The organism is Microbulbifer weihaiensis, assembly GCF_048323715.1.
Lineage (GTDB): Bacteria > Pseudomonadota > Gammaproteobacteria > Pseudomonadales > Cellvibrionaceae > Microbulbifer.
In genome coordinates this window covers 175,197-198,865 of the sequence record NZ_JBLWFL010000004.1, presented here as the reverse complement: position 1 = coordinate 198,865, position 23,669 = coordinate 175,197, and the positions used below count along the sequence as shown (strand labels likewise).

Sequence of the window (23,669 nt, the reverse complement as noted above, 5' to 3'; positions counted from 1 at the left end):
CGAGGGAACTATGCGATATATCGAACTGCGGGAACACGGTGACCCGGAAGTAATGCAGGTCGCTGAAGGTGACAGGCCCGAGCCCGCGGCAGATGAGGTGTTGATACGGGTAGAAGCAGCCGGTGTTAACCGTCCGGATATTGTGCAACGACAGGGCTTCTACCCACCGCCGCCAGGTGCCTCCCCAATACTGGGGCTGGAGGTTGCAGGCGAAATCAGTGCGGTGGGCGCAAGTGTGCAGCGCTGGAAGGTAGGGGATCGTGTCTGTGCGCTGACCAACGGCGGCGGTTATGCTGAATATGCCGTGGCACCCGCTGCTCAATGCCTGCCAGTGCCGCAAGGGCTCTCGATGGTAGAAGCCGCCGCGCTTCCCGAGACGTTTTTCACGGTCTGGAGCAACCTGGTACATCGCGCCCACCTTAAAGCCGGTGAGGTGCTGCTGGTACACGGCGGTTCGTCTGGCATTGGTACCACCGCAATCCAAATTGCCCGCAGCCTCGGTGCGCGCGTTTTTGTCACTGCGGGGTCGGAAGAAAAGTGCCGGGCCTGTGTAGCGCTCGGTGCAGAGCGCGCGATCAACTACCGCAGTGAGGACTTTGTTGCTGTCGTCCGCGAGGCGACCGACGGCCATGGGGCCGATGTCATTTTCGACATGGTGGGTGGCCAATACGTCGATCGCAATATCCAGCTGGCGGCCCGGGACGGACGTATCATCAATATTGCATTTCTCGCCGGCGCAAAAGTGGAAGTCAATATGCTGCCGGTGATGTTGAAGCGCCTGGTGCTAACGGGATCCACCCTGCGGCCACAGCCGCCGGAGGAGAAGGCCCGGATCGCTCGTGACCTGGAAGCGCAGATGTGGCCAGAGATTGCCGCGGGCAAAGTGGCTCCCCTGATTGCGGCCACCTTTGCGTTAGAAGCTGTCGCAGAAGCGCACCGATTGATGGAGTCGAGCGAGCATATTGGCAAGATAGTACTGACGGTTGCACACTAGCCGCTGCTGAATCGCGCTGTGTGGTCGCTTGCGGTATCCGCGGAAGCAGCAGAGAGGAAAGGTCGCCGCTGCGGATATCCGTGTAGGCGCGGTAAAGCCGGCTGATATTTGCCACATAGTTCACGGGTTCGGATCCACGGACATAGCCATAGCGCGCATTTTTGAAATAGCGCGGCTCGGAAAGTTTCAGCATGGCTGTTTCAACGTTGTCGAACCATATATTGGTATCCAGGTTCAACTGTTCAGCCAGCCGCTGGGCATCTTGCAGGTGGCCGATACCCGCATTGTATGCAGCAAGGGAAAACCATAACTGGTTCTCCAGGCTGATCCCGGGCTCAAAGCGATCGCGTACCCAGTCCAGATATTTTACACCCGCGTTTATGCCCTTTTCGGGCTCAAACAGCGGGGGAGGGTATCCCATTTCTGCCGCTGTCTTCGGCATCACCTGCAATAGCCCCTGAGCGCCGACCGGGGATTCCGCTTTCGGGTCAAAGCCGCTCTCTTGCCACATCTGGGCGACGATAAGCCGCCAGTCAAATTCGTATTTGCGCGCAACCTGTTTGACCTTCCTGTCAAAAGGCGAGAGGGCTTCGCCCGGTTTCAGCTGATCTTCATGAATTTCGAGCAGTCGCTGGTTGGGCTTCAGATACTGATCCACCTTTTTTGCATATGCATCGGTTTTTTTAAAGGTGTCAATAAAGTTGTCGATGGCGTCCAGCAGGCGGCGGTTATCTGCAGTCACCATCCAGCCCTGTGGACGGGCCTTGGTGATCTTCACGCCGGGCACAAGTGTATCGCGAAGGGAGGCTTCAATCTGGGCCGTACTCGCGTCTGCGATGGTCGCGTCGGCCTGCCCGGCAGCGACCATGTTGATGATCCGTTGATAGCTGGTATCCGCGTCGGCAATTTCCAGTTTCAAATCAATGCCGTCATTTCGGAGTTTTTTCGCAGTCTCGATAAAAGAGGAGTACTGGCGTAGGAGCAGGGTGCGCCCGTTCAGGTCTGCGATGGTTTTTATTTCCGGCCTGTTGCTGTTGCTCAGCACCTGTTCGCGCTCGGTAGTGAGAGGCTGGCTGAAGGCAATGCCCCTGGTTTTGCGCTCTTGCGTTATCGTTGTTGCAGCGCCGGCGATGTCGCCTTTACCGGCTTTCAGCCATTCGACCAGTTCTTCGTCGTAGGGTACCACGATGAGTTCCAGTTGCAGGTCGTGCTTATCGGCGAAGGCCTGCGCGAGGTCAAAGTCGAATCCCATTAATTCGCCTTTCCACATGAAATAACTGGTTGGGCCGTTATAGGTGAGAAAGCGGATAACGCCGGATTTCTTGATGGATGCCCAATCGGTTCCGCGTTTTGGTGGTTCTTCGATCAGGTTGCGGGTAAGGAAGTTATCGATGCGCGCGCGGAGATCCGGCGAACCCTTGCGAACTGCCCAGACGATATCCTCTACGTCGCTTACAAAGGCGCCGGCTTTGATGTCCTCACGGTAGCTCAGAATGCCATCTACAGTGTTGCTGTCGAGAATGGTGATCAGGCGTGGGTTTTTGTTGATCCCGTCAATCAGTCGGTCGATGGTGTCTGCGCGGGACAGTCTTCTCGTGCGGACCTTTGCATTTGGGATTTTCTCGGCCAGTGTTTCCGCCGTCGCGATAAACACGCTCTCGGCCATGACCACCAGCTCGACGTCATTAAGGTCATTGGGATTGGTTACGTCGGGCCCACCGCGCCCGCTGACCAGTTGCTGACGGGTTTTCCTGATCGGCACCGTAAGGTCGAACTGTTTCGATCGCTGTTCGGTCTTGGTCAGGTTGCCGGCGAGAAGGTCTGCGCGTCCTTCCCTGAGCATTTCCAGGGCTTGTTCCGGTGTGGATGCGGCCAGCCAATGCGGCTCCAGTTGCAGGCGCGCGGCAAGTTTTTTGGCGAGATTGAAGTGGCGCTGACCGACGATGGTGGCGCGGGGTAATAAGTCGTCATCGTCTGCGGCCAAGCTGACAATGCGGATCACCCCGCGCTTTTTCAGCGCCTCCAGATCGCCGGTTTCGACGTAATTTTTGAAGGTCTTGGGGGCTTCGCTTGGGGCCTTTTCATCGCTCTGATGCGGTGTTTGATGGCCTTTATCGCACCCGCCACTCGCAAGGATTGTCATAGCCAGGGCGAGAGCAGGCAGCATGCGGCGGATCTGTCCCCATAGCTTGCGGTATGGTGGTAGATGAAACCCGGCAAGGATGAACGATGGGTACACCGATTGGATCTTCTGCTCGAGTGCGCGAGGTGTCAGCATACACGGCTCCGCGTTTGGGTCACTCGCGTAGTCTAGGGTGAACCTTGCACCGGTGGTCATAGGGTCGCTTGCTACAGCTGGTGCAGGCACGTCTCTTAACTAATTGTGCGATCCTGCGGCCGGCTTTACCGGAGGGGAAAGCGGCCACAGCCAGTGACCGGGAAAAGACAGTTTGCCCGCTGTTGGGTGAGGGCAAGATCCGCTCCATGACTGCGGAGACATTGACTCTGGAAAATCAAGCGCAGTTTCACCGGTTGGCGAGGCTGAATACTCGTAAAGGCAAGATTGTGCCGAAACTGCGATAAGAAGCTGTTGCTCGCGTGCACCAGTCTCCGCTCTCCGGGTAATATCGCCGCTGGCTACGTTGGTGTAGGCCTTGTACAGGTTGCTGATTTTACGGACATAAGCGACCGGTTCTGCACCACGTACATAGCCATAGCGCGCTTTCTCGAAATAACGCGGTTCCTGCAGCTTGAGCATTGCGACCTCGACATTGTCGAACCACTTCTTGGGATCAAGCCCCAGTTTTTCCGCAAGTCGCTGTGCGTCGAACAGATGACCAAGGCCCGCATTGTAGGATGCCAGCGTGAACCAGAGTTCATCGTTTACTGGTAGGGGCTCTTTAAAGCGGTTGCGTACCCACTCCATATATTTGACGCCTGCTTTGACGTTTTTTTCCGGATCGAACAATGGCGGCGGGTATCCCATATCCTCACCGGTTCGCGGCATAACCTGCAGCAGGCCCTGGGCGCCCACCGGTGAAACCGCCTTGGGATTGAAGTTGCTTTCCTGCCACATCTGCGCCACGATCAGTCGCCAGTCAAATTCATGCTCCAGGGCCGATTTCTGCACGAGCTCGTCGTAGGGCGAAAGCGGCTTTCCCGGAACGATGCGGGCGTTGATTTTCTGTATCAGGTGTTTGTCCGGCTTGAAGTACGCATTGAAGAGGGTATCGAATTCCTTGGAGTCAACAAACCGCTTGATGAAACGGTCAACCTGTTTCAACAGGTCGTTGTTTCCCTGTTTGATCATCCAACCTTGTGGGCGGCCTTCATGTACCGTCAGGCCAATCTCCAAATTGGGTCGCAGTGCCGCCTGGAAATCCGCAATATAGCCATCTTCGATGGTCGCTTCGAATACGCCTTCGGCAACTTTGTTCAGGATCTCTTCAAACGACATAGTTGACGGTGCAACCTCCAGGTTGACATCAATTCCGTGCTCTCGAAGTGTGCGCGCAGTTTCGATGAATGACGAATAGGCTCGCAGGGTTATGGTTCGTCCATTCAGATCTTCAAGCGAATCGATTTTGGGGAGGTTGCGATTGCTGATGATTTTCTCGGGCGTTTCGATGAATGGTGTGCTGAATGCTACGCCCCGATCAATGCGTTCCTGCGTGATCGTAGTAGAGGCACCGGCGATGTCCGCGCGCCCATCTACCACCCAGTCCACAAGGTCATCCTCGTTGGGAACAACGACAATCTTTAACTGCAGTTTGTGTTTATCCGCAAATGCCTGGGCCATCTTATAGTCGAAGCCACGCAGGATACCTTTCCAGAGGTAATAACTGGTCGGGCCGTTATAGGTTGCAAAGCGCAGTACGCCGGATTTTTTGATCGCGTACCAGTGCGAAGTGCGCTCTGGCACGGAAGTTACCAGGATCCGTGTGAGGAAGTTATTTATGCGGTTTTTAAGTCGTGTCGAATCCTGGCGAATTGCCCAGGCAATACTTAACGGTTCCCCCAAAGTTGCACCCATTTTTAAATCATCGCGATACTTCAATGTCTCTTCCGCCAAGTTTTTATGCATGATGGTAACGGCGTTATCGACATTGCTTATCATGTCGAACAGCGTATCCCGTTCGCTGGTCAGGTAGACTTCGCGCACTGACAAATTGGCATCTGGGTGTTCTGCGACGATGGCGTGTGCTCGTTGCGCATAGGTACTGCCCGCAAGCACTATAAATTCTGTGCCGCGAAGGTTCTCGACGTTGCTGATATCCGGGCCATTCTTACCGGTTAGCAATATGTCCTGGGCTTGCAGTATTGGAATGCTGAAGCTGACAGTTTTCTCGCGTTCCGGTGTTATGCTGATGTTTTCGGCAACGATATCCGCTTCGCCGTCTTGCACCATTTTCAGGGCCTGATCCGGGGTTTGCGCGATAAACCAGCGCGGTGTAAGTCCGATCCGCTCGGCAAACTGTTCTGCCATTTGCCGGTGTGTCTGGTTGATGATGGCATCCCGCGGCAAGATGGGCTGATTGTCGCCGGTCATGCTGACGAAGCGGATCACGCCGCGCTTCTTGATGGCCTCAAGGTCGCCTTGCTCAATGTAGGTTCCTGTTTCGGCAACTTCCTCGGCTTCAATGCCTTTTTCCTCTGCGCCACGATTGCCGGCGCGGTGGGGCTCATCCGCTGAGTCGCCTTGCTTCTTTTCCAGAACGGATTCCTGTGCAGGAGCTGTGGAGTAGGACGCTGTATCCTTGCGATCACAACCCCCGATACAAATTGCCAGGAACAATGTCAGTACAAATGTGAGGAGCAGGAATCTCGGTCGCGTCGCTGCCGATGGAGATATTAAGAAGCCTTCCACCATAGTCACGTCCTGATACCTCTGGAGTTTCCATTTTAGGATGGTGGCGGCTGTGCCCGAAATTTGGGTTTGCCCAGGTGTCAATGTGGGGCCCGGCGGCTTTTCTCCGCGCGCTGTGGTCGGCCTGGCATGCGCGGGGAAGCCGCCGTCGGTAAGCCTGGGGCTGAATAGCCATGGCCCCCTTGAGAGGAGGCGGGGTCAGTCGACGGTTGCTGCGAATTCGCCTTTCGCCAGGCGGGCATGGACACGTTGGCCCGGGCGCAACTGGCTGGCATCGCGTATTACCCGTTGCTGTTCGTCACGCACAATGGCGTAGCCGCGATCCAGTACAGACAGGGGGCTGACCGAGTGCAGTAGTTGCGCGCCGTGCGCCGTTTGCTCGCGCTTGTGCTGCAACAGCCGAGTCGTTGCTTTCTGTAGGCGATCCCTGTACAGATCGAGTTGTCGTGCATGCTGGGCGATCCTGTGCGCCGGATGCGCCTGGGCAATTGCGCGCTCTGTGTGTAGCAGCCGCTGGCGGTTGGCGGTCATGTATTGGCGTACCAGCGCCCGCAGCTGGATTTCCAGATGATCCAGTCGCTGGGCCCGGTTCTGCAGCTGTTCGCGCGGGTGACGAATCCGGTTGCTGACCAGCTTCACTTGCTGGTCGAGGTGACGAAGCTGCAGTTGCATGGCCCTCTGCAGCCGCAGTCCTGTGCTGGTGACGTCTTCCAGCAGGGCGGCGGCATTGGCGCTGGCGATCTCCGCTGCGGCAGACGGAGTTGGTGCGCGCACGTCGGCCACGAGATCCGCCAGGGTGTTGTCTGTCTCGTGCCCTACAGCGGAAATGGTGGGTATCGGACAATTGGCCAGAGCGCGGGCGACGACCTCTTCATTGAAGGCCCACAGGTCTTCCAGGGAGCCGCCGCCGCGCCCCACGATCAGCAGGTCGTGCCGTTGCAGCCGCCCGGCAAGCTGGATGGCGCTGGCAATCTGCTGTGCTGCGCCCTGTCCCTGTACCGCTACCGGTAGCAGTTCTATTTTGGCCGCCGGATAGCGACGTCCCAGCACGTGGATCATGTCGCGGATGGCGGCCCCGGTAGGGGAGGTGATGATCCCGATGGTGGCGGGCAGGTAAGGCAGTGGCTTCTTGCGTGCGAGTTCGAACAGCCCCTCCTGCTGCAGTCGGGCCTTGAGGGCGTCGAGCTGCCGCATCAGGGCCCCGAGTCCGGCTTCCTCGAGATGTTCGATGATGAGCTGGAATTCCCCCCGGCCTTCATACAGGCTCACCCGTGCCCGGGCGATGACTTCGCGGCCATTGCTTGGGGTAAATCGCACACTGCGGTTGCGACCGCGGAACATGGCACAGCGAACCTGGGCACGCGCGTCTTTGAGGGTGAAGTACCAGTGCCCGGATGTGGGGGCGGCAAAGTTGGAGATTTCCCCGCCGACCCAGAGCAGGGGTACGCTGCCTTCCAGGAGGTGCTTCACCTCCCGGTTGAGATCGCTGACCGATAGGACACTGCGGCCCTGCATGTTGCCGGGTTGTTGGTCATTGGGGGGCGTTGGTAGCATTTTGGGCTCGTCAGACTTTGAAAAGGCGGCCAATATTGCAAGTATCGGACACGAGGTAAAGAGAATCGACTTTAAAAGCGAAATAGGCTTTTGTTTCGCGGAAAGTTACGGCTATAATCGCGCCGATACCCATTCCCGCTCCCTAGAGGTTTGAGTGTCCATGTCTGAATCTCTGCGCATCGCGCGCGAAGCCCTCACTTTCGACGACGTCCTTCTTGTGCCCGGTTATTCCGAGGTCACAGCCAAGGATGTTTCCCTGAAGACCAAACTGTCGCGCAATATTACCCTGAATATTCCGCTGGTATCCGCTGCTATGGATACGGTGACCGAGTCCCGCCTGGCCATTGCTTTGGCCCAGGAAGGCGGTATCGGCATTATCCATAAGAGCATGACCATCGAAGAGCAGGCGCTTGCGGTGCGTGCAGTGAAAAAATTCGAGGCCGGTGTTGTAAAAGACCCGATCACCATCGAGTCTGACGCTACCGTCCGCGAGCTGATCGCACTTACCAGCCACCACAACATTTCCGGCGTGCCGGTGATGGAAAAGGGCAACCTGGTCGGTATCGTCACTAGCCGCGACGTGCGCTTCCAGACCAATCTGGATGTCTCCGTTGCCAGTATCATGACGCCGAAAGAGCGTCTGGTTACTTGCGATGAAGGTGCCGCTCCGCAAGAAGTGCGCGAATTGCTGCACAAGCACCGCATTGAAAAAGTGCTGGTAGTGAACGACAAGTTCGAGCTGCGCGGCCTGATCACCGTCAAGGATTACAACAAGGCCGAGCAGTACCCCAATTCCTGTAAAGACAGCGATGGCCGCCTGCGTGTTGGCGCCTCTGTTGGCACCAGCCCGGATACCGATGACCGCGTCGCGGCACTGGTGGAAGCGGGTGTGGATGTGCTGGTGGTGGATACCGCCCACGGCCACAGTAAAAACGTGATTGACCGCGTGCGCCGTATCAAGGAAATGTACCCGCAGGTCGACGTGATCGGCGGCAATATCGCTACCGGCGAAGCAGCTCTGGCTCTCGCTGAAGCTGGTGCAGACGCCGTAAAGGTGGGTATTGGCCCTGGTTCGATCTGTACAACCCGTATCGTTACCGGTATCGGCGTTCCCCAGGTGACGGCAATTGCCGAAGTTGCCAAGGCGCTGGAAGGTACCGGGGTACCGCTCATCGCTGACGGTGGTATTCGCTTCTCCGGCGATATCTCCAAAGCCGTTGCTGCGGGTGCTTACGCGGTAATGATGGGCTCCATGTTTGCCGGTACCGAAGAGGCGCCGGGCGAGGTGGAGCTGTACCAGGGGCGAACCTACAAGTCCTACCGTGGCATGGGCTCTCTGGGTGCCATGTCCCGTACCCAGGGGTCGTCCGACCGCTACTTCCAGGATGCCAGCAAGGGCGCAGAAAAACTGGTGCCGGAAGGCATTGAGGGTCGTGTGCCATACAAAGGCCCGATCTCAGCGATCGTGCATCAGATGATGGGTGGCCTGCGCTCAGCGATGGGCTATACCGGCAGCATCGACATGGAAACCATGCGTACCAAGCCGCAGTTTGTGCGTGTCACCGCGGCGGGCATGGGCGAATCCCATGTGCATGATGTCCAGATCACCAAAGAAGCGCCCAACTATCCCGTAGGTGGCCGCTAATTAACGGAAGTTCTTGCGGGGTTGTATCCGCAAGCAGTAATGAGAAGTCACTGTAAGTGAACAGCAAACGGACCCTTAAGGGTCCGTTTGCTGTTTATAAAACCTGTTACCGAGTAAGCCATGACGCAAGATATTCACGCCAGCCGAATCCTGATTCTCGACTTCGGATCCCAGTACACCCAGCTGATCGCCCGCCGTGTGCGTGAGCTTGGGGTTTTCTCTGAAATTCGTGCCTTCGATATGACCGAAGAGGAAATTCGAGAGTACAACCCAAAAGGTATCATCCTCGCCGGTGGCCCTGAATCAGTGCCGGAAGCCGGTTCACCGCGCGCGCCGGAAGTGGTCTTCGACCTGGGTGTGCCGGTGCTCGGAATCTGCTACGGCATGCAGACTATGGCGCATCAGCTGGGCGGCGCTGTACAGGGAAGTGATGTGCGCGAATTCGGTTACGCGCAGGTGAAAGTGGAAGGCCAGTCCGCGCTGCTGCACGACATCAAGGATCACCTTGCGGAAGACGGCAAGGCGCTGCTGGATGTGTGGATGAGCCACGGTGACAAAGTAGTGAAAATGCCGGAAGGCTTCGAGCTGATGGCTTCCACCCCTTCCTGTCCGATTGCCGGTATGTACCACGCGGAAAAGAATTTCTTCGGTGTACAGTTCCATCCGGAAGTGACTCACACCCTGCAGGGCACCCGAATTTACGAACACTTCGTCATCGAGCTGTGCGGCTGTGAAAAGCTGTGGACCCCGGAGAACATTATTGAAGACTCCATCGCCAAGGTGCGTGAGCAGGTAGGCAGCTCGAAAGTACTGTTGGGCCTGTCCGGCGGTGTCGACAGCTCTGTGGTAGCGGCGCTGCTGCATAAAGCCATCGGCGACCAGCTGACCTGTGTGTTCGTGGACAACGGCCTGCTGCGTAAAAACGAAGGCGACCAGGTCATGCAGATGTTTGCTGACAACATGGGCGTACGCGTGATTCGCAGTGATGCGGAAGAGGCATTCCTGTCCCGCCTTGCTGGTGTCGACGAGCCAGAAGCCAAGCGCAAGATCATCGGCAACACCTTCATCGAAATTTTCGACAAGGAAGCCGCCGCACTGCAGGATGTGAAGTTCCTCGCCCAGGGCACTATCTATCCAGATGTGATCGAGTCTGCTGCTGCGAAAACCGGCAAGGCACACGTGATCAAGTCGCACCACAATGTGGGTGGCCTGCCGGAAGACATGCAGTTTGAGCTGGTGGAACCCCTGCGAGAACTGTTCAAGGATGAGGTGCGCAAGATCGGCCTGGAGCTGGGCCTGCCGTATGACATGGTCTACCGTCACCCGTTCCCGGGACCGGGCCTCGGCGTGCGTATTCTCGGTGAAGTGAAAAAAGAATACGCGGATATCCTGCGTGAAGCTGACGCGATTTTTATCGAAGAGCTGCACAAGGCGGACTGGTACCACAAGACCAGCCAGGCCTTTGTGGTGTTCCTGCCGGTCAAATCCGTGGGTGTCGTGGGTGATGGCCGCCGCTATGAATACGTGGTGGCACTGCGTGCGGTCGAAACCGTCGATTTCATGACCGCGCGCTGGGCGCATCTCCCATATGAGCTGATCGAGAAGGTATCCAACCGGATCATCAACGAGATCGAGCATATCTCCCGTGTGACTTACGACGTTTCCAGCAAGCCGCCAGCAACTATTGAGTGGGAGTAATCCCTCTCTGATCCCGCCGGCAGCCTGCCGGCGGGTCTTCTTTCCCCGGACTTCGTTTCTCCTCTTCTGCGCGAATTTTTCCTCGTATTTTAATCATGTGATCGAAAATCACTTTGGTGAAAGCGCTCTGTACGCTTTCGCTCCTGATATCACAGTGAGGGCAAACTCGCGGTCTTCTTGACCTGTTGCCGGTAAGCCACTGTGGCACTAATTACTGTGTTTGAATGTCTGGAAATGATCGAATGCGGAGGAACTGAGCGCTTCAAATCAATCTGCGTAGAATTCGGCGCCGATTATTGCTGTCGAGTAGTTCCCTGATGCTGCAGTCTACTAGACCGGGGTTGAAAGGGCGTTTATTCTGCCGATACAGGCTAAAGCTAGAGGCTTGTCTCACCTTTAATTTGATTTTGGTCACGTTTTCATCTTGTCTTTTGTCCACCTGTTTTCTGTTCAGGGAAGACCTAAACAACTTTAAGAGGCCGCTACTTTGCTTTTGGCGGATTCTGATTGGGTTGGTTATTGGATGGGCGGCTGGGTAACGTTCGGGGCTCAAGCACAGAGGTGTACATGGCTTGTTTTAGGAAATTAGTTCTTCGCTTACGACAGTTGCAGAGCTATGCCAAGTATTCCTACCGTTTGACGGTGCGCAGGATCTTGAAGTGCTTGTAGCGTTATAGCTGGTTGAGAAATGAACAAATATAGCAGGTGTTGTATTTGGTTACCGGTTGCTTGAAGTAAATGAGCATTGATCCGGTTCATGGAGTAGAACTTGAGTGGGTGCTCGCTGGGGAAACAGCGGTATTTAATGGAGGAGTCAATGAAAAGATATCTATACGCCACCTTGGCCTTGTTATTGATTGCGTCGCCTTTGAGCTTTGCGGGCGACGGCCCCCATGATGGAAAACGAGGCCATCATGGTGACAAGCACTGGGATGATAAGCACCGGGACGACAAGCACCGGGATGACAAGCACCGGAATGAGAAGCACCGGAATGAGAAGCACCGGAATGAAAAGCACCGGGGTGACGGTGAGCAATCGGGAGGGGAGAAGGCGCATTCTGTTCCTGAAATTGATGCAGCCGGGGCAGGTGTCGCATTTGCGCTGTTGGCGGGGCTGGTCGCTATTCGTCGAGAAAGGCGCGCTGCCAAATAGGATCTGAATCTCAAATAAATAGTGTCAACACCCCGGCGTACTGCCGGGGTTTTTTTTGCTGGAAGTATCCTTCGAGATCAATTGGTTACGGAAAGCCTTTGGTTTATGCATCGTAAAGTCGTATTACAGATTGGCCTTGTGTTTTTGCTGGTGTCGCAGTTGATGTATGTGAGCCAGCGCTTTGACGCCTATACGCTGGTGATGGAAGGGGCAGCCGATGGGTGGCGGGTATCATTCGGCTACCTGGGGCAGGTTGCCAAAATTGCCGTGCTGTTTGTTGTGCTGATGGGGCTGTTGCTAAAGCAAGATTTAACTGCGCTTTGGAAAAATATTCAGCTTGAGGCAGATTTTAGGCGTGTGGGTGTATATCTTCCGCCGCAACTGTTGAGTTACTGGCTGCTCGTACAGACCTCAATAACGATTTTTGATTTCGCTGGAAGTGCGAATCAAACGGATCCATTTGCCTTCCTGATATGGGGAGGCGCGCTGTTATCGAGTTTGTGGTGCTGGTTACTGATGTTTGCACCCGTGCGGTTTTGGTTGGGAACTTTGGCGCGATATCGGAAACCGGTGTTTGTCGCAGCGGTGATCTCGGCGTTGGTCTGGCTGTTTTCTGGTTTGGCGAGCCGGCTATGGGAGCCGTTGAACAGCCTAACATTTTCCCTCGCTTCAAGCTTGCTCGGCCTATTTGATACGGAGCTTGTGGTCGTGGCGCAGAGCGAGAAGCTTCTGGGATTGGGTGATTTTGTCGTCAGTGTGGCGCCGGCATGTTCCGGTTACGAGGGTATTGCGCTGATCACAGCGTTTTTGGCGCTATACCTGTATATCAATCGTTCCGAATTCCGCTTTCCTCGCGCATTTGCACTGTTTCCAATGGGAATTGCTGCAATTTGGCTACTGAATGCGGTACGGATTGCGGTTTTGATTGCGATCGGCTACTACTGGTCGGCGGATGTGGCTATCGGAGGGTTTCACTCTCAGGCTGGGTGGATCGCATTCATCCTGACTTCGTTGGGTCTGCTCTGGTTTGCAGGTCGCTGGCGCTTTGTGATGCAGACAGGCGTTGTTGAAACGGCTAATCTAGTACCCGGGGCCCCATATCCACTGGCGCCAGCCAATAGCGAGCAGGCTGTTGCGATGCTAATGCCCTTGGTGGCGTTGCTGGCAGCGGTATTGGTGACATCGGCGTTGTCGTCCGGGTTTATCTGGTTTTATCCCGTACGCGTGATCGCCGTATTGCTTGCGCTAATCTGGTTTTGGCCTGTTCTACGCCTGTTCCCATATCGTCTCACTCCATTGCCGGTTGTTGCCGGCATAGCCGTAGCCGGGATTTGGATAGCCATGCTATTTAATAGTGGGCCTCAAGCCGACCGGATGTTTCTCGAACACCTGCAATCCGCTCCGATGTTCTGGTCAGGCTTATGGTTGGTGTTTCGATTTTTTGGGGCGGTAATCACCGTGCCTATCGCGGAAGAATTGGCGTTTCGCGGGTATTTACTGTGCAAGCTCAACCGCTCGCCAAACTATACTCGCGGCAGTTTGGCATCGTCAGCAGTCGCCGTCCTGGTATCTTCTCTGGCCTTTGGGGCATTGCATGGTGCATGGGTGGCGGGCACGGTTGCAGGGCTTGCTTATGCCTTTGTGCGTTTGCGCTCTCAGCATATCGGTGATGCGATTCTGGCACACGCTACTACTAACTTAATCGTATTTTTGTTTGCCGCGCTCAGTGGCCAGTGGAGTTTGATTTAGCGTAGACGCAACAGGGCCGAGGAGGGGGCTGTTTTTCGATCCGGCTAGATAGGAACGTGCGCCGCGGGCTTGCAGACAGCGATGGCGTGCTGAGCCATTGGCCAACTGTTCACTGCCTCTCCGCTGCCTGTGGCTCTGAGCCCGCTGGTGCTGACAGTGCGCGGAGATTTCGCAGTACCTTCTCTGCTCTGGCGATGTTGGCCAGTAATTGAACGTTTTCCGGATCGAGAGGTTTGGCCTCTCGCCATACGGCCAAGGCGCGCTCGATATGGCCTTGGCTGTATAAATCATTGCCTCGCTTGATCGCTGCCTGTACCCGGTTTGTTACCTGCGTGTGAAATTTTGTTTGCAGGGGCTGTAATTGCGGGTGTTGTGGTGATCGTTGCTCCAGCTGATTCAGGTGCTGTCTTGCGCTCAACAAGTCACCAGCGTCCAGTGCATCTTTTAATGCTTCGACAGGAAGGGGGGCTTCACTTTTCTGGGGGCGCCTTTCGGGCTGGCGCTTCGCTGGGCGGAGGTGACTATTTGCTAGCTTAAGGTCACGATCCAATTGTTCGCGTTGACTGTTATCCTGCTCAAGGTCAATTCCGTAAAGATCCTGGGCAATCGTCAGGGCGCGGTGTGCCAGAACGTAGTCCCCCCGTTCCAGCGCCAGTTGAGCATGTTGCTGCAGTGCTTGTGCCGAGGCCCGGCGTTGGCGGTGAAAATTCTTTAATTCCAGCCAGGTCAGAAAATCCGGGCCTTGCAGCTGCTTCAGTCGCTCATAGGCGGCGACGTCTTTCTGCAGCTGTTCGCCACGATGGATCTCAAGTTCCATGCGGACGCGAGCTTCGTGCAGCTGGCGCCGTTCCGCCAACTCTCGCTGCGCACTAATTAAAGGCTGGCTTTCCGGCAGTACCCTTATCGCACCATCGAAAATCTGCTCTGCGCCATGCCAGTCTTCCTGCTGCTCCAGGCGACTCGCCACGCGAATCACGTCGTTTTCGAACTGCCGCAGGCTGCGCTGTAACTGTTTGAGCTCCTGCTGGCGAGCTGGGGTCGAGACAGCCTGATGCTGCAGGCGTTCGAGTTGCGCCGATTGCCGGCGAATCTGTTGCAATGTGTCGGGCGGAAACCCTTCCAGCGTCTGCTGTTTCATTGGCGCCAGGCTGCAGGCCGGAAGCAGGGGCAACAGCAGAAACCATACAAGCGCTATTCGGCAATCACGCATGGTCAATAGTCCGTTCGCTCCTTCGGCTGTTTCTAAAGTTCAAAACTTTGTTCAAGTTGGCGTGAAGTAGTGGTTGATCGTCGTGGTGGATATTTTCTACCGAATAAATTTGTACTGGTGCGGACTTACCGCGGATCTGCAGCTTTTGCCCGGCTCGCGCCAAGATGCGAGGCTGAAGCATGGTGAACAGTTGTTTTCGGATAATGATTTGATCTGGCTCGGCTTCACAGCACAGCCGGGAAGCCAGGTTTACCGAATCGCCAACCACGGTGTATTCCATTCGTTCATCGGAGCCCAGGTTACCGGCCAACATGGCGCCACTATTGATACCAATGCGAAAGTGTACTTCAGGCTTGCCGTCGGCGCGGCGCTTTTCGTTTAAGCGCGCTGCCAGCTGCTGGATCAGGACGGCACAGCTAACCGCATTGAATGCGTGGTCCGTGTCCTCTTCCAATACGCCAAATACAAGCATTGCACAGTCGCCGATAAATTTGTCGACCACCCCGCCATACACCGAGCAGGCGCTCGAAATATAAGAAAAATACTCGTTTAACAGTTCAGAGACCTGGCTTGGCTGAAGCTTTTCTGACATCGCGGTAAAACCGGAAATATCGGCGAACAGAACCGTAGCCTCGATTGGTCGGTCAACCAGGCGAACCTCGTCAAGATTGGCCAATACTTTGTCGGCAACGTTTTTCGACACGTAGCGGGAAAATACCTGCTCGACCTGGGACTTCTTCAGCAATCCCGCGGCCATATTGTTGAAACCTTCGAACAAAAAGCCGATTTCATCATTGCGCTGCTGGTCGATCCTCGTCGCCAGGTCTCCGCGCCCGATGGCCCGGGTCGCCTCCATCAAGTGGTGGATGGGTAAGGACAAGCGCCGGCTCAGCCAGTAAGCGAATAATGAAGCCAGCACGGTCATGGCGAGGGTGGCATAGATGATGGCATCGCGGGCCCGGGTGGCCGCCTGATCCATTAGGGACGCGGAGAGGGTGACTACCACAGAACCGACCCTAACCCCCTGATAAGAGGCCGGGGCGATAAAGCTGATTAATCGTTCTGGATCCCCATCGGCCGCATTCTGGTACCAGGAACGGGATGCCACGTCAGCTGATGACAGGGGGAGCGAGGGCAGATCGGGCTGGATACCAGTGGCAGATAACAATTCGCCGTCATGTCCGTAGATCCCTGCGCCCAGAACTTTTCCATCCTGGCCCAGGTTGGTGGTCAGCATTCGCAGGTTGAGGTTGTTCTCCGACAAAATAGGCTCGCTCGCCAGTTTTGCCAGTTGGAGAGCCATGGTAGTCCCGAAATCATCGAGCTGTGCGCGAATCAGCCGGTTCTGGCTGTCGCTGATAAACAGTCCGAGGCTCGCCATCCCCAGCACCAGTAACAGGGTCATGGTCAGCGCCAATTTGAAAGCGATCGGGACGTGACCGGGCTTGAGCCGGGTCAGGCGCAAATGCAGGCCATTGGCAATGTGCTTCAGAGTGGCTTTGGCCTTAGCGATCAACAGGGCCGTTCTCCATTAGTTGTCACCGGTGTTCGGGCGAGGGGAAAAGGGGGACTATACCAGCTATTGACCGGGGGTAAGACCAGTCCACAAGTGTTTGTCTGTCAGTCCGGGCTGGATTGATGAGCGGAATGTGCCTCCTCATCCGCGAACCCAGCGTTCACTTTACTGGCTGGATCAATAAACACGTGTATTCGCTACTGGCGATGAAAGGATCTGCCGGCTTTCAGGCACTCTGGAGCGTTTAATTCACCGCGTTCAAGGTGTATGTCAATTTGATGATCGAAATGTGCAATGACTGTACAGCCACTAATTGAGTGGCGGTGAGGCAGGAAATTAATGGCCACAAAGGACTAGGTGAAAAAGCTTTCCACAGCGTTCATTAATCTTTTTGAGTGTTGAGGTTAGCTTCGAAATTTGTCAATACTGATTTGAAGTTAATTGTAACTTATTGATTTTGATAGAAAATTTAATCTGGTCAAAAAAGATACACTCTAAGGTCGCGACGCAGCTACGGGCCTTGGCGGCGTTTTCCCGATAGTTGCTCACAGACATATCCACAGATTCTGTGGATTGTGAATAAAAAAACCCGGCGTTTGCCGGGTTTTGTGCTACTCAGGCCAAGGCTGCCCTGTTGACCCGCTAGCGGAAGCGCATTTCGACTCGTCGGTTCTGTGCGCGACCGGCATCTGTTGCATTAGAGGCTACCGGCTGAGTCTCACCGTAGCCCTGTGCACTAATACGGTTCGCGTTGACCCCATTGTTCACGAGGTAGCTGCGTACGGAATTGGCGCGTTTGTGCGACAGGCGCAGGTTGTAGTCGTCATTGCCGCGGCTGTCCGTGTGGCCCGCCACTTCAACCTGACTGTTGGGTTGGTTGCGCAGCGATTGCACAACGCTATTGAGTGCGGTTCTGGCTGAGGGGGTCAATACCGCAGAGTTGAACTCAAACTGGATGTTTTCCAGCGCGATAGCCTGATTGGCCACGACACAGCCATCGCTATCGACTTCGGCACCGGGGAGGGTGCCGGGGCAGCGATCGTTACGATCAAGGATGCCATCGCCGTCGCCGTCGGTATTCACGATTTCAGGCTTTTCATCTTCCGGCTCTTTGGGAGGCTCAGCATATACCGCGGTGGCAACAGGCGGGCAATTTAGGGGGATGCTAATACCCAGCCCAAACTGCCAGTCGCTCATGTCACTAGCGAAATAATCTCGCAGGTACCGCACCTCGGCGCGCACCTTGAGGCCGCTTTCGCTGATAGCGCCGGTTGTTATGCCGGCGGCAAAGTTAAAGAACGCATTGGTTTCGTCTGCACCCCGAAACGGGTACTTCTTCTTATAGTTGTTGTGGGAAGCACCGATTCCGCCGAGCACATAGGGTGAATAGCCATTGCGGCCGGCAAAGCTGTACACCATGTCAAAGCCGAGCCCGGATAGCTCTATGTCGCCACTCGGGAGGTATGGGTTGGCCGGTGCAGGGGCGGGGCCCAGGTAGTCGAACGTCAGGTATTCCTCACTCTCAAGCTGGGCGCCAAACAGCTGGACTTCAGAAAACCAGTTGCCCCCCCATCCCCAACCGAAAGCGCTACGCGCGCCCCAGGCCTGCCGCTCGGTAAGTCGATCCTTATCGACCCTGCTTAAAAAGGGCATGATATCGACATAGCGGTCTTCCTGCGCCAGCACCTGGGTACTGGCGGCCACAGTGGTAATCAGGGTAATTCCCAGTAGTTTGCTCGGTCGCATAGAAGCCTTCCTTGACGTTATTGTTCCCGCACTAGGCAGATTATTCATATGGAGAATGCTGTTCTCTGTATGCCTGGATGTCGGGTGCAATATTGGCGAGATAGTCGAAAACAGCGTTACAGCATACTGTTTAGTTGATCGCTGCGACTTTGCCAGTGAATGCCGGCACGATTGGCGGGAGTTGCCGCAAAATGGCGGCAACATGCTCCCGGACCCGCGTAGCGGGCTGGGAGCAATAAAGCGCTTCGCCCTGGTTTAAGCGGTTTGCGCCTTTTGAAACTGCTGCTTTTGTTCCTGCAGTTGCGGTGATGGCATAAAGCGGATTCTGCGCATTGCATCGTCGGCGAGGCGGTTGGCGAACAGTTGGCGCTCTTGCTTTGTGTCGCCGAAGCCGCCTTCTTTGAGAAAGCCGTCGGGGCTTAAGCGAAACATAAGATAATGCTCAGGTGAAATGGCGAGATGGTATTCGCATACTAGTAATCCGACATCACCATCGCCGACTATTGACCGTTGAAATAGCACTCCGTTTATTTCAACTTCACTAAAATCGCTATCAAGGCAGGGGAAAATATAACCTGATCTAGTGGGAGCTGGTTTGCCCATAAAGTTGGCTGCTTCTACTGCCGACTCCAGCAATAACTTCTCTGACACTTGCCCTCGATAGATCAAACAATTACGCAAAACCTGAGGATCCAGTAAATTGCCAGAAAAAAATGGTTCGACATCGTGGGTAAGCATAATGCACAAGTTCATTGCCCCGGGCAATGGCTCACCCGGAGAGGAGGCTCGTACAAAATGATAAGCCCAGCGAGTCACCAGCAAATCTAAGCGGCGATAACCTTCCGCTGACCCCTCTGGCAGGTCACTCGGGTTAAAAATGTCTATGGTCGCAGAGGCAGTTCTGGGTGGTCTTTGGTAAATCGGGATCGGTACCCACAAATCATTGCCCGAAAGGTCGAACTGCTGCAACGATGCCTCCTCAAAGGGATCGTGGAGGCTCTGTATGAGTTTTTCTTCCCTGTCCATCAGCCCCACTTCCCGAGTTTATTGGCTTGAGTTACTGCATTAAGGAAGTAGGCATTCTGATGGTGTACTTGAGCCTTCCCTACTCTCAGAGCGGTAACGCTGTTGGCGGTAGATTCTTGTAGCTGCTTTGCATCCTGATCCCGTCCCATGGCTTTCAATTGGCTTTGCACTTTGTACTGGGTGGCGGCCAGGCTTAGTTGGCTTTTGCGAGAAGTGCTGATAATTGAGCGAGAGACGAGATTGGCGCTGACACGTTGTAATTTTGCAAGTACTGGCTGTAGATCTATGGTGGGGTCGATAAACTGAAGCTCCAGCTTGTCCATATGCCCCTTTGTTAGTTCAAGTGCGCGGGCTAATAGCTTACTCCCATCGCCCACAATTCGGAGGCGAGCGCCAGTGCCTTTTTTTACCGATATACGGTGTTTCTGCGTGGTTTCCAAGGTCTTGGCTAAATTGATAGACGCTTTTTCCGAATCAAAGGTTTTTTGCTCGGGGGTTACCCAGCAACCAAATCCATTAGCCAGTGCCTCTGGAATAAAGAAAAGGGATAATTTGCTTTTCTCCCCATATTCTCCTTTATCGATCCAGGGGGCAGCCAAATCATATAATTCTTGGGAGCTCTTTGCGGAACCTATAGCCGCTTGGTCATACTCAAAAAATGTATTCTGTGTGAATTTAGGGGTGTGGCCCGGTATCACGTTGTAAACCCCTGGCAGACTGCCATTGGCTTCGGAGCTATTGTTGATGTCGGTGATGTAAACCCCTGGCTGCAAGCTGTTGTCGCCACTTTGCTGAACTATTTTGTAGTAAACCTCAAGGTTTTCGATTTTGTCCATGTGCAGCATGGCGTTGTTGATATGCTGATGGCTTTTAATTCCACCACCAATAGCGCGCAGTTGTTCAATTTTTCTAACCGCGCTTTGTCCATTTGGTTGATCGATATTCACGAGGGACAAAAACTTGGGAAGTAGTTGAGGGTCGATTAAGACTTGGCGGCCTTCCTTGCCTTTGGTGACGGGGGAGAAGTAAACGAAGCGCTTAAAATCAATCTTGGGTGCGCCACTTAAAGCTGTCTTCATGTCGACATTCCTTATCGCATTTAACATATATTGCTGGTGTGGATTCTATAGGAGTTTTCGGAATATAAAAGATATCGCAGTAGTAATAATTTATCGCTGTGACCTTGTGGCTGTTTTGGGGCTGCATTTACGCGGAGGGCTGTTGTTTGTAGCGGAGTGGTTTATTAAGACGTAAGTTTGGTCGTGTAGAAGCTAAGTCGGACTTTAATTTATTGGTACGCAGGTGTTATGTGTGTTGTTGATATTTTTATGGGTGTCGATTTAATTGGTACATATAGGCAGGTTAGCTTGCACTACATATTTGAGCCGCTTTATTTACGATTACACTCGATGGGTAAATAAAGCGGTTTATTGATTTGGTCTGGATGGCTTAGAGCTGATTGCGAAAGCAGATCAGTGCGGCTGTCACCGCAACATTCAGACTTTCCACTCCATTTTGCATGGGGATGCGCAAGCGGTGGGTGCAGGCCTGATTGACCGCTTCGCTGACACCCTGGGTTTCATTGCCCAACACAAATATATGTGAGCGCTTATCATCAATATCGCGTAGCGTGTCTTTCGCATGGGAGGAGAGGGCGTTTACCTGGGTTCCCTTGGTAGCGAACTCACCCAGGATCGGGGCAAGGCGGTCACAGCGTAGGATGCGAGTTTTGAACAAAGTGCCGACACTGGCTTTGATTACCAGCGGGTCAATCTGTGCGCAGCCTTTGCGTGGCAGGATAATGCCATCGATGCCGCCAGCGCATGCGGAGCGGATGATCATCCCTAGGTTTTGCGGATTGGTAATGCCGTCCAGAGCCAGTAGCTGGAAGGTGCCGTCCGTCTCGTCGCGCAGAAAAGCCTCGGCGCTACCGTATTTGGGGAGCGCTAAATCGAGAGCTACTCCCTGGTCCTGCTTTGAATTCTTGGAAATACGCGAAAGGCTCTTGCGATCACAGTAGGCTACCTCTATCTGGCGCTCGCTGGCGATGGCCTCGATACGGCTGATGAGCTGGTCTTTTCTGTTGCTCTCTGCGAGGTGTAGTTTATGTACTGGAAGGTTTTTATCTTCCAGTGCTTCCAATACGGGCTTGCGGCCGTAAATGGTCAGCAGGCTGTCAAAAAATGCACGTTTTTTGCGGTATTCGGGGGAGTCGGTCACTTTGCCTGTTCTCGTAGAATGCTTTGCAGCTGATTGGCCTGGTTATCGCTGAGATCGGTTTTTTGGGCAAGCTCAACCCCGGCGAGGCCCAGCTGGCGATAGATCTCGGCGATTGCCCTGTCGGTTTTTTGCAGGGCCTGTAATTGTTTTTGGACGGTTTCAGCGTCTCCGCGAGCTACTGGGCCTGTGAGCGCGTGGGCGGGGCCCAGGGCGAAATTGTTACGCACTGTCTGGGTTACGATCGGTTCCAGAAGTTTGCGTGCAGTCTGCTCATCGATTCCGGCAGCGGCCAGTGTTTGCAGGCTCAGGTCGAGCAGTACCGTTAAATAGTTGCACGCCATGACGGAGCCGGTGTGATACAGCAGTTTCTGTTCCGGGCTGAGCGACAGTGTGTCGCAGCCAAGCATGGCAAATGCGCCGCGCAATACCTGAGTGCCTGTATCGTCGCCTTCCAAGGCTACCGTGCTGCCTTGCAGTGTTGTTAGTGATCGCTCGGGATCGGCAAAACTGTGCACCGGGTGTGCGCTGGCAATGGCTGCTGGGCGGCATGCATTCAGTGCGGCAGCGGGTAGGGCACCGCTGCAGTGGAATATCAGGGGCCGGCTCTCTGCTGTGGTACCTTTCAGGCTTCCGCGGGCACTGAATCGCTCGGCCAGCCTATGGGCGGATGTGGCTATCTCGTTATCGCCGGTAGCGATCAGCCAACAATCGGCCTCAGGCATGGACATGATGTCGCTGTATACGTCGCCTGCACCAATAAAATCAACGGCAGCCTGGGTTGATTCCCGGCTGCGATTGCACAGGCCTGCAACCGAGAATATCCCTCGATCCTGCCACAGGCGCGCAAGCGTCTTGCCCAGCCTGCCGGCGCCGATGATGTTAAGAGTAAGAGGTCGTGTCTGCAATTACTTGCCTGCCAGGCAGTTGACGTATGCGTTCACCGCATTCGACAGCCCCATGCTGATGGCGTCGACGGTGAGGGCGTGGCCGATGGACACTTCCTGCAGGCCGGGCAGTGTGCGGTAGCGGGGCAGGTTGATCAGGTTCAGATCGTGGCCGGCATTGACTCCCAGGCCGAGGGTCAGTGCATGTTCTGCCGCGGCGCAGTGGGTGGCAAAGATGCGCTCGATGTCGGGGCTTTGCTGTGTCACAGCCTCCGCGTAGGGGCCAGTGTAGAGTTCGATGCGATCCGCACCTACTTCCCGCGCTCGGGTTATCTGGTCAAGGTCTGGATCCATAAACAGGCTGACCCGGATTCCCGCATCTTTCAGTGATCGAATAATGGGCTCCAGGCGTTCGCCATCGCGGCCGAGGTCAAAGCCGTGATCGGAGGTGAGCTGATCGTTGCTGTCTGGCACCAGGGTGCACTGCTGGGGTTGGGTCTCCAGCACCAGCGGCAACAGGCCCGGATAACTCCCCATGGCATCGGCAAAGGGATTGCCCTCGACATTGAATTCCACGGCGCGGCTTTGGCAAAGTTTCGCCAGCCCGCGCACGTCATCCGGGCGGATATGGCGCTGGTCGGGGCGTGGATGCACGGTAATGCCATCGGCGCCGGCATCGAGGCATGTGCGGCCGTGGGCGACGACATCCGGGTAATTGCCTTCGCGGGAATTACGGATCAGTGCAATTTTGTTCAGGTTGACGCTTAACGCAATCACTGGTCGGAGCCTCCAGTGTCAGTGACTTTACTTCTGGCCTTCAGTATACGCACTGGGACGTTCGGGGCGTCAGGAAACGCCCGGTGCTGACCGCGTGGTTCTGCGGCAATTTGCTGCACAACGCTCATTCCCAGCAATACTTTGCCAAATACGGTGTACCCGGGTCTTTCGGTGCTGCCATCCAGGCGGCTGTTGTCCACCAGGTTGATAAAGAACTGGGCGGTCGCGCTGTCCGGGTCGTTGGTGCGGGCCATTGCGATGGTGGCGCGGGCATTGGACAGGCCGTTGGCCGATTCATTTTCGACGGGTTCGCGGGTGGTTTTTTCCTGGAAGTCGAAGGTATAACCGCCGCCTTGCGCCATGAACCCCGGAATGACGCGATGGAAAATGGTTCCGTCATAAAAACCGCTGTCCACATAGGCGAGGAAGTTTTCTACGGTTTTTGGTGCCTTGTCCGGGTAGAGCACCAGTTCAATCGTGCCGAGGTCGGTTTCCAGCTCGACCCGGGGATTATTGGTCGCGGCGTGAGCGGTCAGGGCGCTGCTCAGAACCGCCGCAACCAGCAGGGTGCTGGCGAGCGTTTTAAGCAGGGAAGAATAAAAAGCCGAGAATTTCATCGTTATGTCCATG

General features: G+C 55.1%; 16 protein-coding genes and 1 pseudogene. 5 read left to right on the top strand and 12 right to left on the bottom strand.

Going from position 1 to position 23,669, the window contains the following annotated elements:
* The first annotated feature begins 10 nt into the window (after positions 1-10).
* Positions 11-994: an NAD(P)H-quinone oxidoreductase gene (locus ACNKU7_RS05565; protein WP_418295973.1), complete on the top strand. Its 984-nt coding sequence runs from the start codon at positions 11-13 to the stop codon at positions 992-994.
* A 250-nt stretch (positions 995-1,244) separates the two neighbouring features.
* On the opposite strand, the pseudogene ACNKU7_RS05560 reads toward ACNKU7_RS05565, so the two are convergent.
* The 3 genes and pseudogenes from ACNKU7_RS05560 to xseA all read right to left on the bottom strand — a co-directional run.
* Positions 1,245-3,137, bottom strand: a pseudogene (locus tag ACNKU7_RS05560) (transporter substrate-binding domain-containing protein); the annotation flags it as partial.
* A gap of 234 nt (positions 3,138-3,371) precedes the next feature.
* Positions 3,372-5,945 carry an MltF family protein gene (locus ACNKU7_RS05555; RefSeq protein ID WP_418295972.1) on the bottom strand — a complete coding sequence of 858 codons (2,574 nt, stop codon included), beginning with the start codon at positions 5,943-5,945 and terminating at the stop codon, positions 3,372-3,374.
* A gap of 114 nt (positions 5,946-6,059) precedes the next feature.
* A complete protein-coding gene (gene xseA / locus ACNKU7_RS05550; RefSeq protein WP_418295971.1) occupies positions 6,060-7,415 on the bottom strand; it encodes an exodeoxyribonuclease VII large subunit in 1,356 nt (451 codons plus the stop codon).
* A 160-nt stretch (positions 7,416-7,575) separates the two neighbouring features.
* On the opposite strand from xseA, the gene guaB reads away from it, so the two are divergent.
* The 4 genes from guaB to xrtE all read left to right on the top strand — a co-directional run bounded on the left by guaB (position 7,576) and on the right by xrtE (position 13,660).
* Positions 7,576-9,060 carry an IMP dehydrogenase gene (gene guaB, locus ACNKU7_RS05545; RefSeq protein WP_418295970.1) on the top strand — a complete coding sequence of 495 codons (1,485 nt, stop codon included), beginning with the start codon at positions 7,576-7,578 and terminating at the stop codon, positions 9,058-9,060.
* A gap of 120 nt (positions 9,061-9,180) precedes the next feature.
* Positions 9,181-10,758 (top strand): glutamine-hydrolyzing GMP synthase, encoded by a 1,578-nt coding sequence (gene guaA, locus ACNKU7_RS05540; RefSeq protein WP_418295969.1) that lies wholly within the window; start codon positions 9,181-9,183, stop codon positions 10,756-10,758.
* A gap of 817 nt (positions 10,759-11,575) precedes the next feature.
* On the top strand, positions 11,576-11,911 hold the full coding sequence (locus ACNKU7_RS05535) for a hypothetical protein (protein ID WP_418295968.1): 336 nt from the start codon (positions 11,576-11,578) through the stop codon (positions 11,909-11,911).
* Between the two features lie 105 nt (positions 11,912-12,016).
* On the top strand, positions 12,017-13,660 hold the full coding sequence (gene xrtE / locus ACNKU7_RS05530; protein WP_418295967.1) for an exosortase E/protease, VPEID-CTERM system: 1,644 nt from the start codon (positions 12,017-12,019) through the stop codon (positions 13,658-13,660).
* A gap of 109 nt (positions 13,661-13,769) precedes the next feature.
* On the opposite strand, the gene ACNKU7_RS05525 is transcribed toward xrtE, so the two are convergent.
* The 9 genes from ACNKU7_RS05525 to ACNKU7_RS05485 all read right to left on the bottom strand — a co-directional run bounded on the left by ACNKU7_RS05525 (position 13,770) and on the right by ACNKU7_RS05485 (position 23,656).
* The gene (locus ACNKU7_RS05525) at positions 13,770-14,798 is read right to left on the bottom strand and encodes a tetratricopeptide repeat protein (protein WP_418295966.1); all 1,029 of its coding nucleotides are present in this window, start codon (positions 14,796-14,798) and stop codon (positions 13,770-13,772) included.
* A 64-nt stretch (positions 14,799-14,862) separates the two neighbouring features.
* A complete protein-coding gene (locus tag ACNKU7_RS05520) occupies positions 14,863-16,335 on the bottom strand; it encodes an adenylate/guanylate cyclase domain-containing protein (protein ID WP_418295965.1) in 1,473 nt (490 codons plus the stop codon).
* A gap of 693 nt (positions 16,336-17,028) precedes the next feature.
* Positions 17,029-18,132 carry an OmpA family protein gene (locus tag ACNKU7_RS05515; protein WP_418295964.1) on the bottom strand — a complete coding sequence of 368 codons (1,104 nt, stop codon included), beginning with the start codon at positions 18,130-18,132 and terminating at the stop codon, positions 17,029-17,031.
* A 255-nt stretch (positions 18,133-18,387) separates the two neighbouring features.
* Entirely contained in the window at positions 18,388-19,158 is a 771-nt protein-coding gene (locus ACNKU7_RS05510; protein WP_418295963.1) for a hypothetical protein, read from the bottom strand.
* Positions 19,158-20,237: a hypothetical protein gene (locus ACNKU7_RS05505; protein WP_418295962.1), complete on the bottom strand. Its 1,080-nt coding sequence runs from the start codon at positions 20,235-20,237 to the stop codon at positions 19,158-19,160. Before ACNKU7_RS05505 ends, ACNKU7_RS05510 begins: the two co-directional genes overlap by 1 nt.
* Before the next feature lie 370 nt (positions 20,238-20,607).
* A complete protein-coding gene (locus ACNKU7_RS05500) occupies positions 20,608-21,378 on the bottom strand; it encodes a TrmH family RNA methyltransferase (RefSeq protein ID WP_418295961.1) in 771 nt (256 codons plus the stop codon).
* On the bottom strand, positions 21,375-22,283 hold the full coding sequence (locus ACNKU7_RS05495) for a Rossmann-like and DUF2520 domain-containing protein (protein WP_418295960.1): 909 nt from the start codon (positions 22,281-22,283) through the stop codon (positions 21,375-21,377). Before ACNKU7_RS05495 ends, ACNKU7_RS05500 begins: the two co-directional genes overlap by 4 nt.
* Positions 22,284-23,039 carry a pyridoxine 5'-phosphate synthase gene (locus ACNKU7_RS05490; protein ID WP_418295959.1) on the bottom strand — a complete coding sequence of 252 codons (756 nt, stop codon included), beginning with the start codon at positions 23,037-23,039 and terminating at the stop codon, positions 22,284-22,286.
* On the bottom strand, positions 23,036-23,656 hold the full coding sequence (locus ACNKU7_RS05485) for a peptidylprolyl isomerase (protein WP_418295958.1): 621 nt from the start codon (positions 23,654-23,656) through the stop codon (positions 23,036-23,038). Before ACNKU7_RS05485 ends, ACNKU7_RS05490 begins: the two co-directional genes overlap by 4 nt.
* Positions 23,657-23,669 lie beyond the last annotated feature (13 nt).

Bases quoted from the DNA above. Each gene is read 5' to 3' on its own strand.
- guaA (WP_418295969.1), top strand. From the start codon at position 9,181: ATGACGCAAGATATTCACGCCAGCCGAATCCTGATTCTCGACTTCGGA.
- ACNKU7_RS05565 (WP_418295973.1), top strand. From the start codon at position 11: ATGCGATATATCGAACTGCGGGAACACGGTGACCCGGAAGTAATGCAG.
- xrtE (WP_418295967.1), top strand. From the start codon at position 12,017: ATGCATCGTAAAGTCGTATTACAGATTGGCCTTGTGTTTTTGCTGGTG.
- ACNKU7_RS05515 (WP_418295964.1), bottom strand. From the start codon at position 18,132: ATGCGACCGAGCAAACTACTGGGAATTACCCTGATTACCACTGTGGCC.
- ACNKU7_RS05525 (WP_418295966.1), bottom strand. From the start codon at position 14,798: ATGAAACAGCAGACGCTGGAAGGGTTTCCGCCCGACACATTGCAACAG.
- ACNKU7_RS05505 (WP_418295962.1), bottom strand. From the start codon at position 20,237: ATGAAGACAGCTTTAAGTGGCGCACCCAAGATTGATTTTAAGCGCTTC.
- ACNKU7_RS05485 (WP_418295958.1), bottom strand. From the start codon at position 23,656: ATGAAATTCTCGGCTTTTTATTCTTCCCTGCTTAAAACGCTCGCCAGC.
- ACNKU7_RS05510 (WP_418295963.1), bottom strand. From the start codon at position 19,158: ATGGACAGGGAAGAAAAACTCATACAGAGCCTCCACGATCCCTTTGAG.
- guaB (WP_418295970.1), top strand. From the start codon at position 7,576: ATGTCTGAATCTCTGCGCATCGCGCGCGAAGCCCTCACTTTCGACGAC.
- xseA (WP_418295971.1), bottom strand. From the start codon at position 7,415: ATGCTACCAACGCCCCCCAATGACCAACAACCCGGCAACATGCAGGGC.
- ACNKU7_RS05535 (WP_418295968.1), top strand. From the start codon at position 11,576: ATGAAAAGATATCTATACGCCACCTTGGCCTTGTTATTGATTGCGTCG.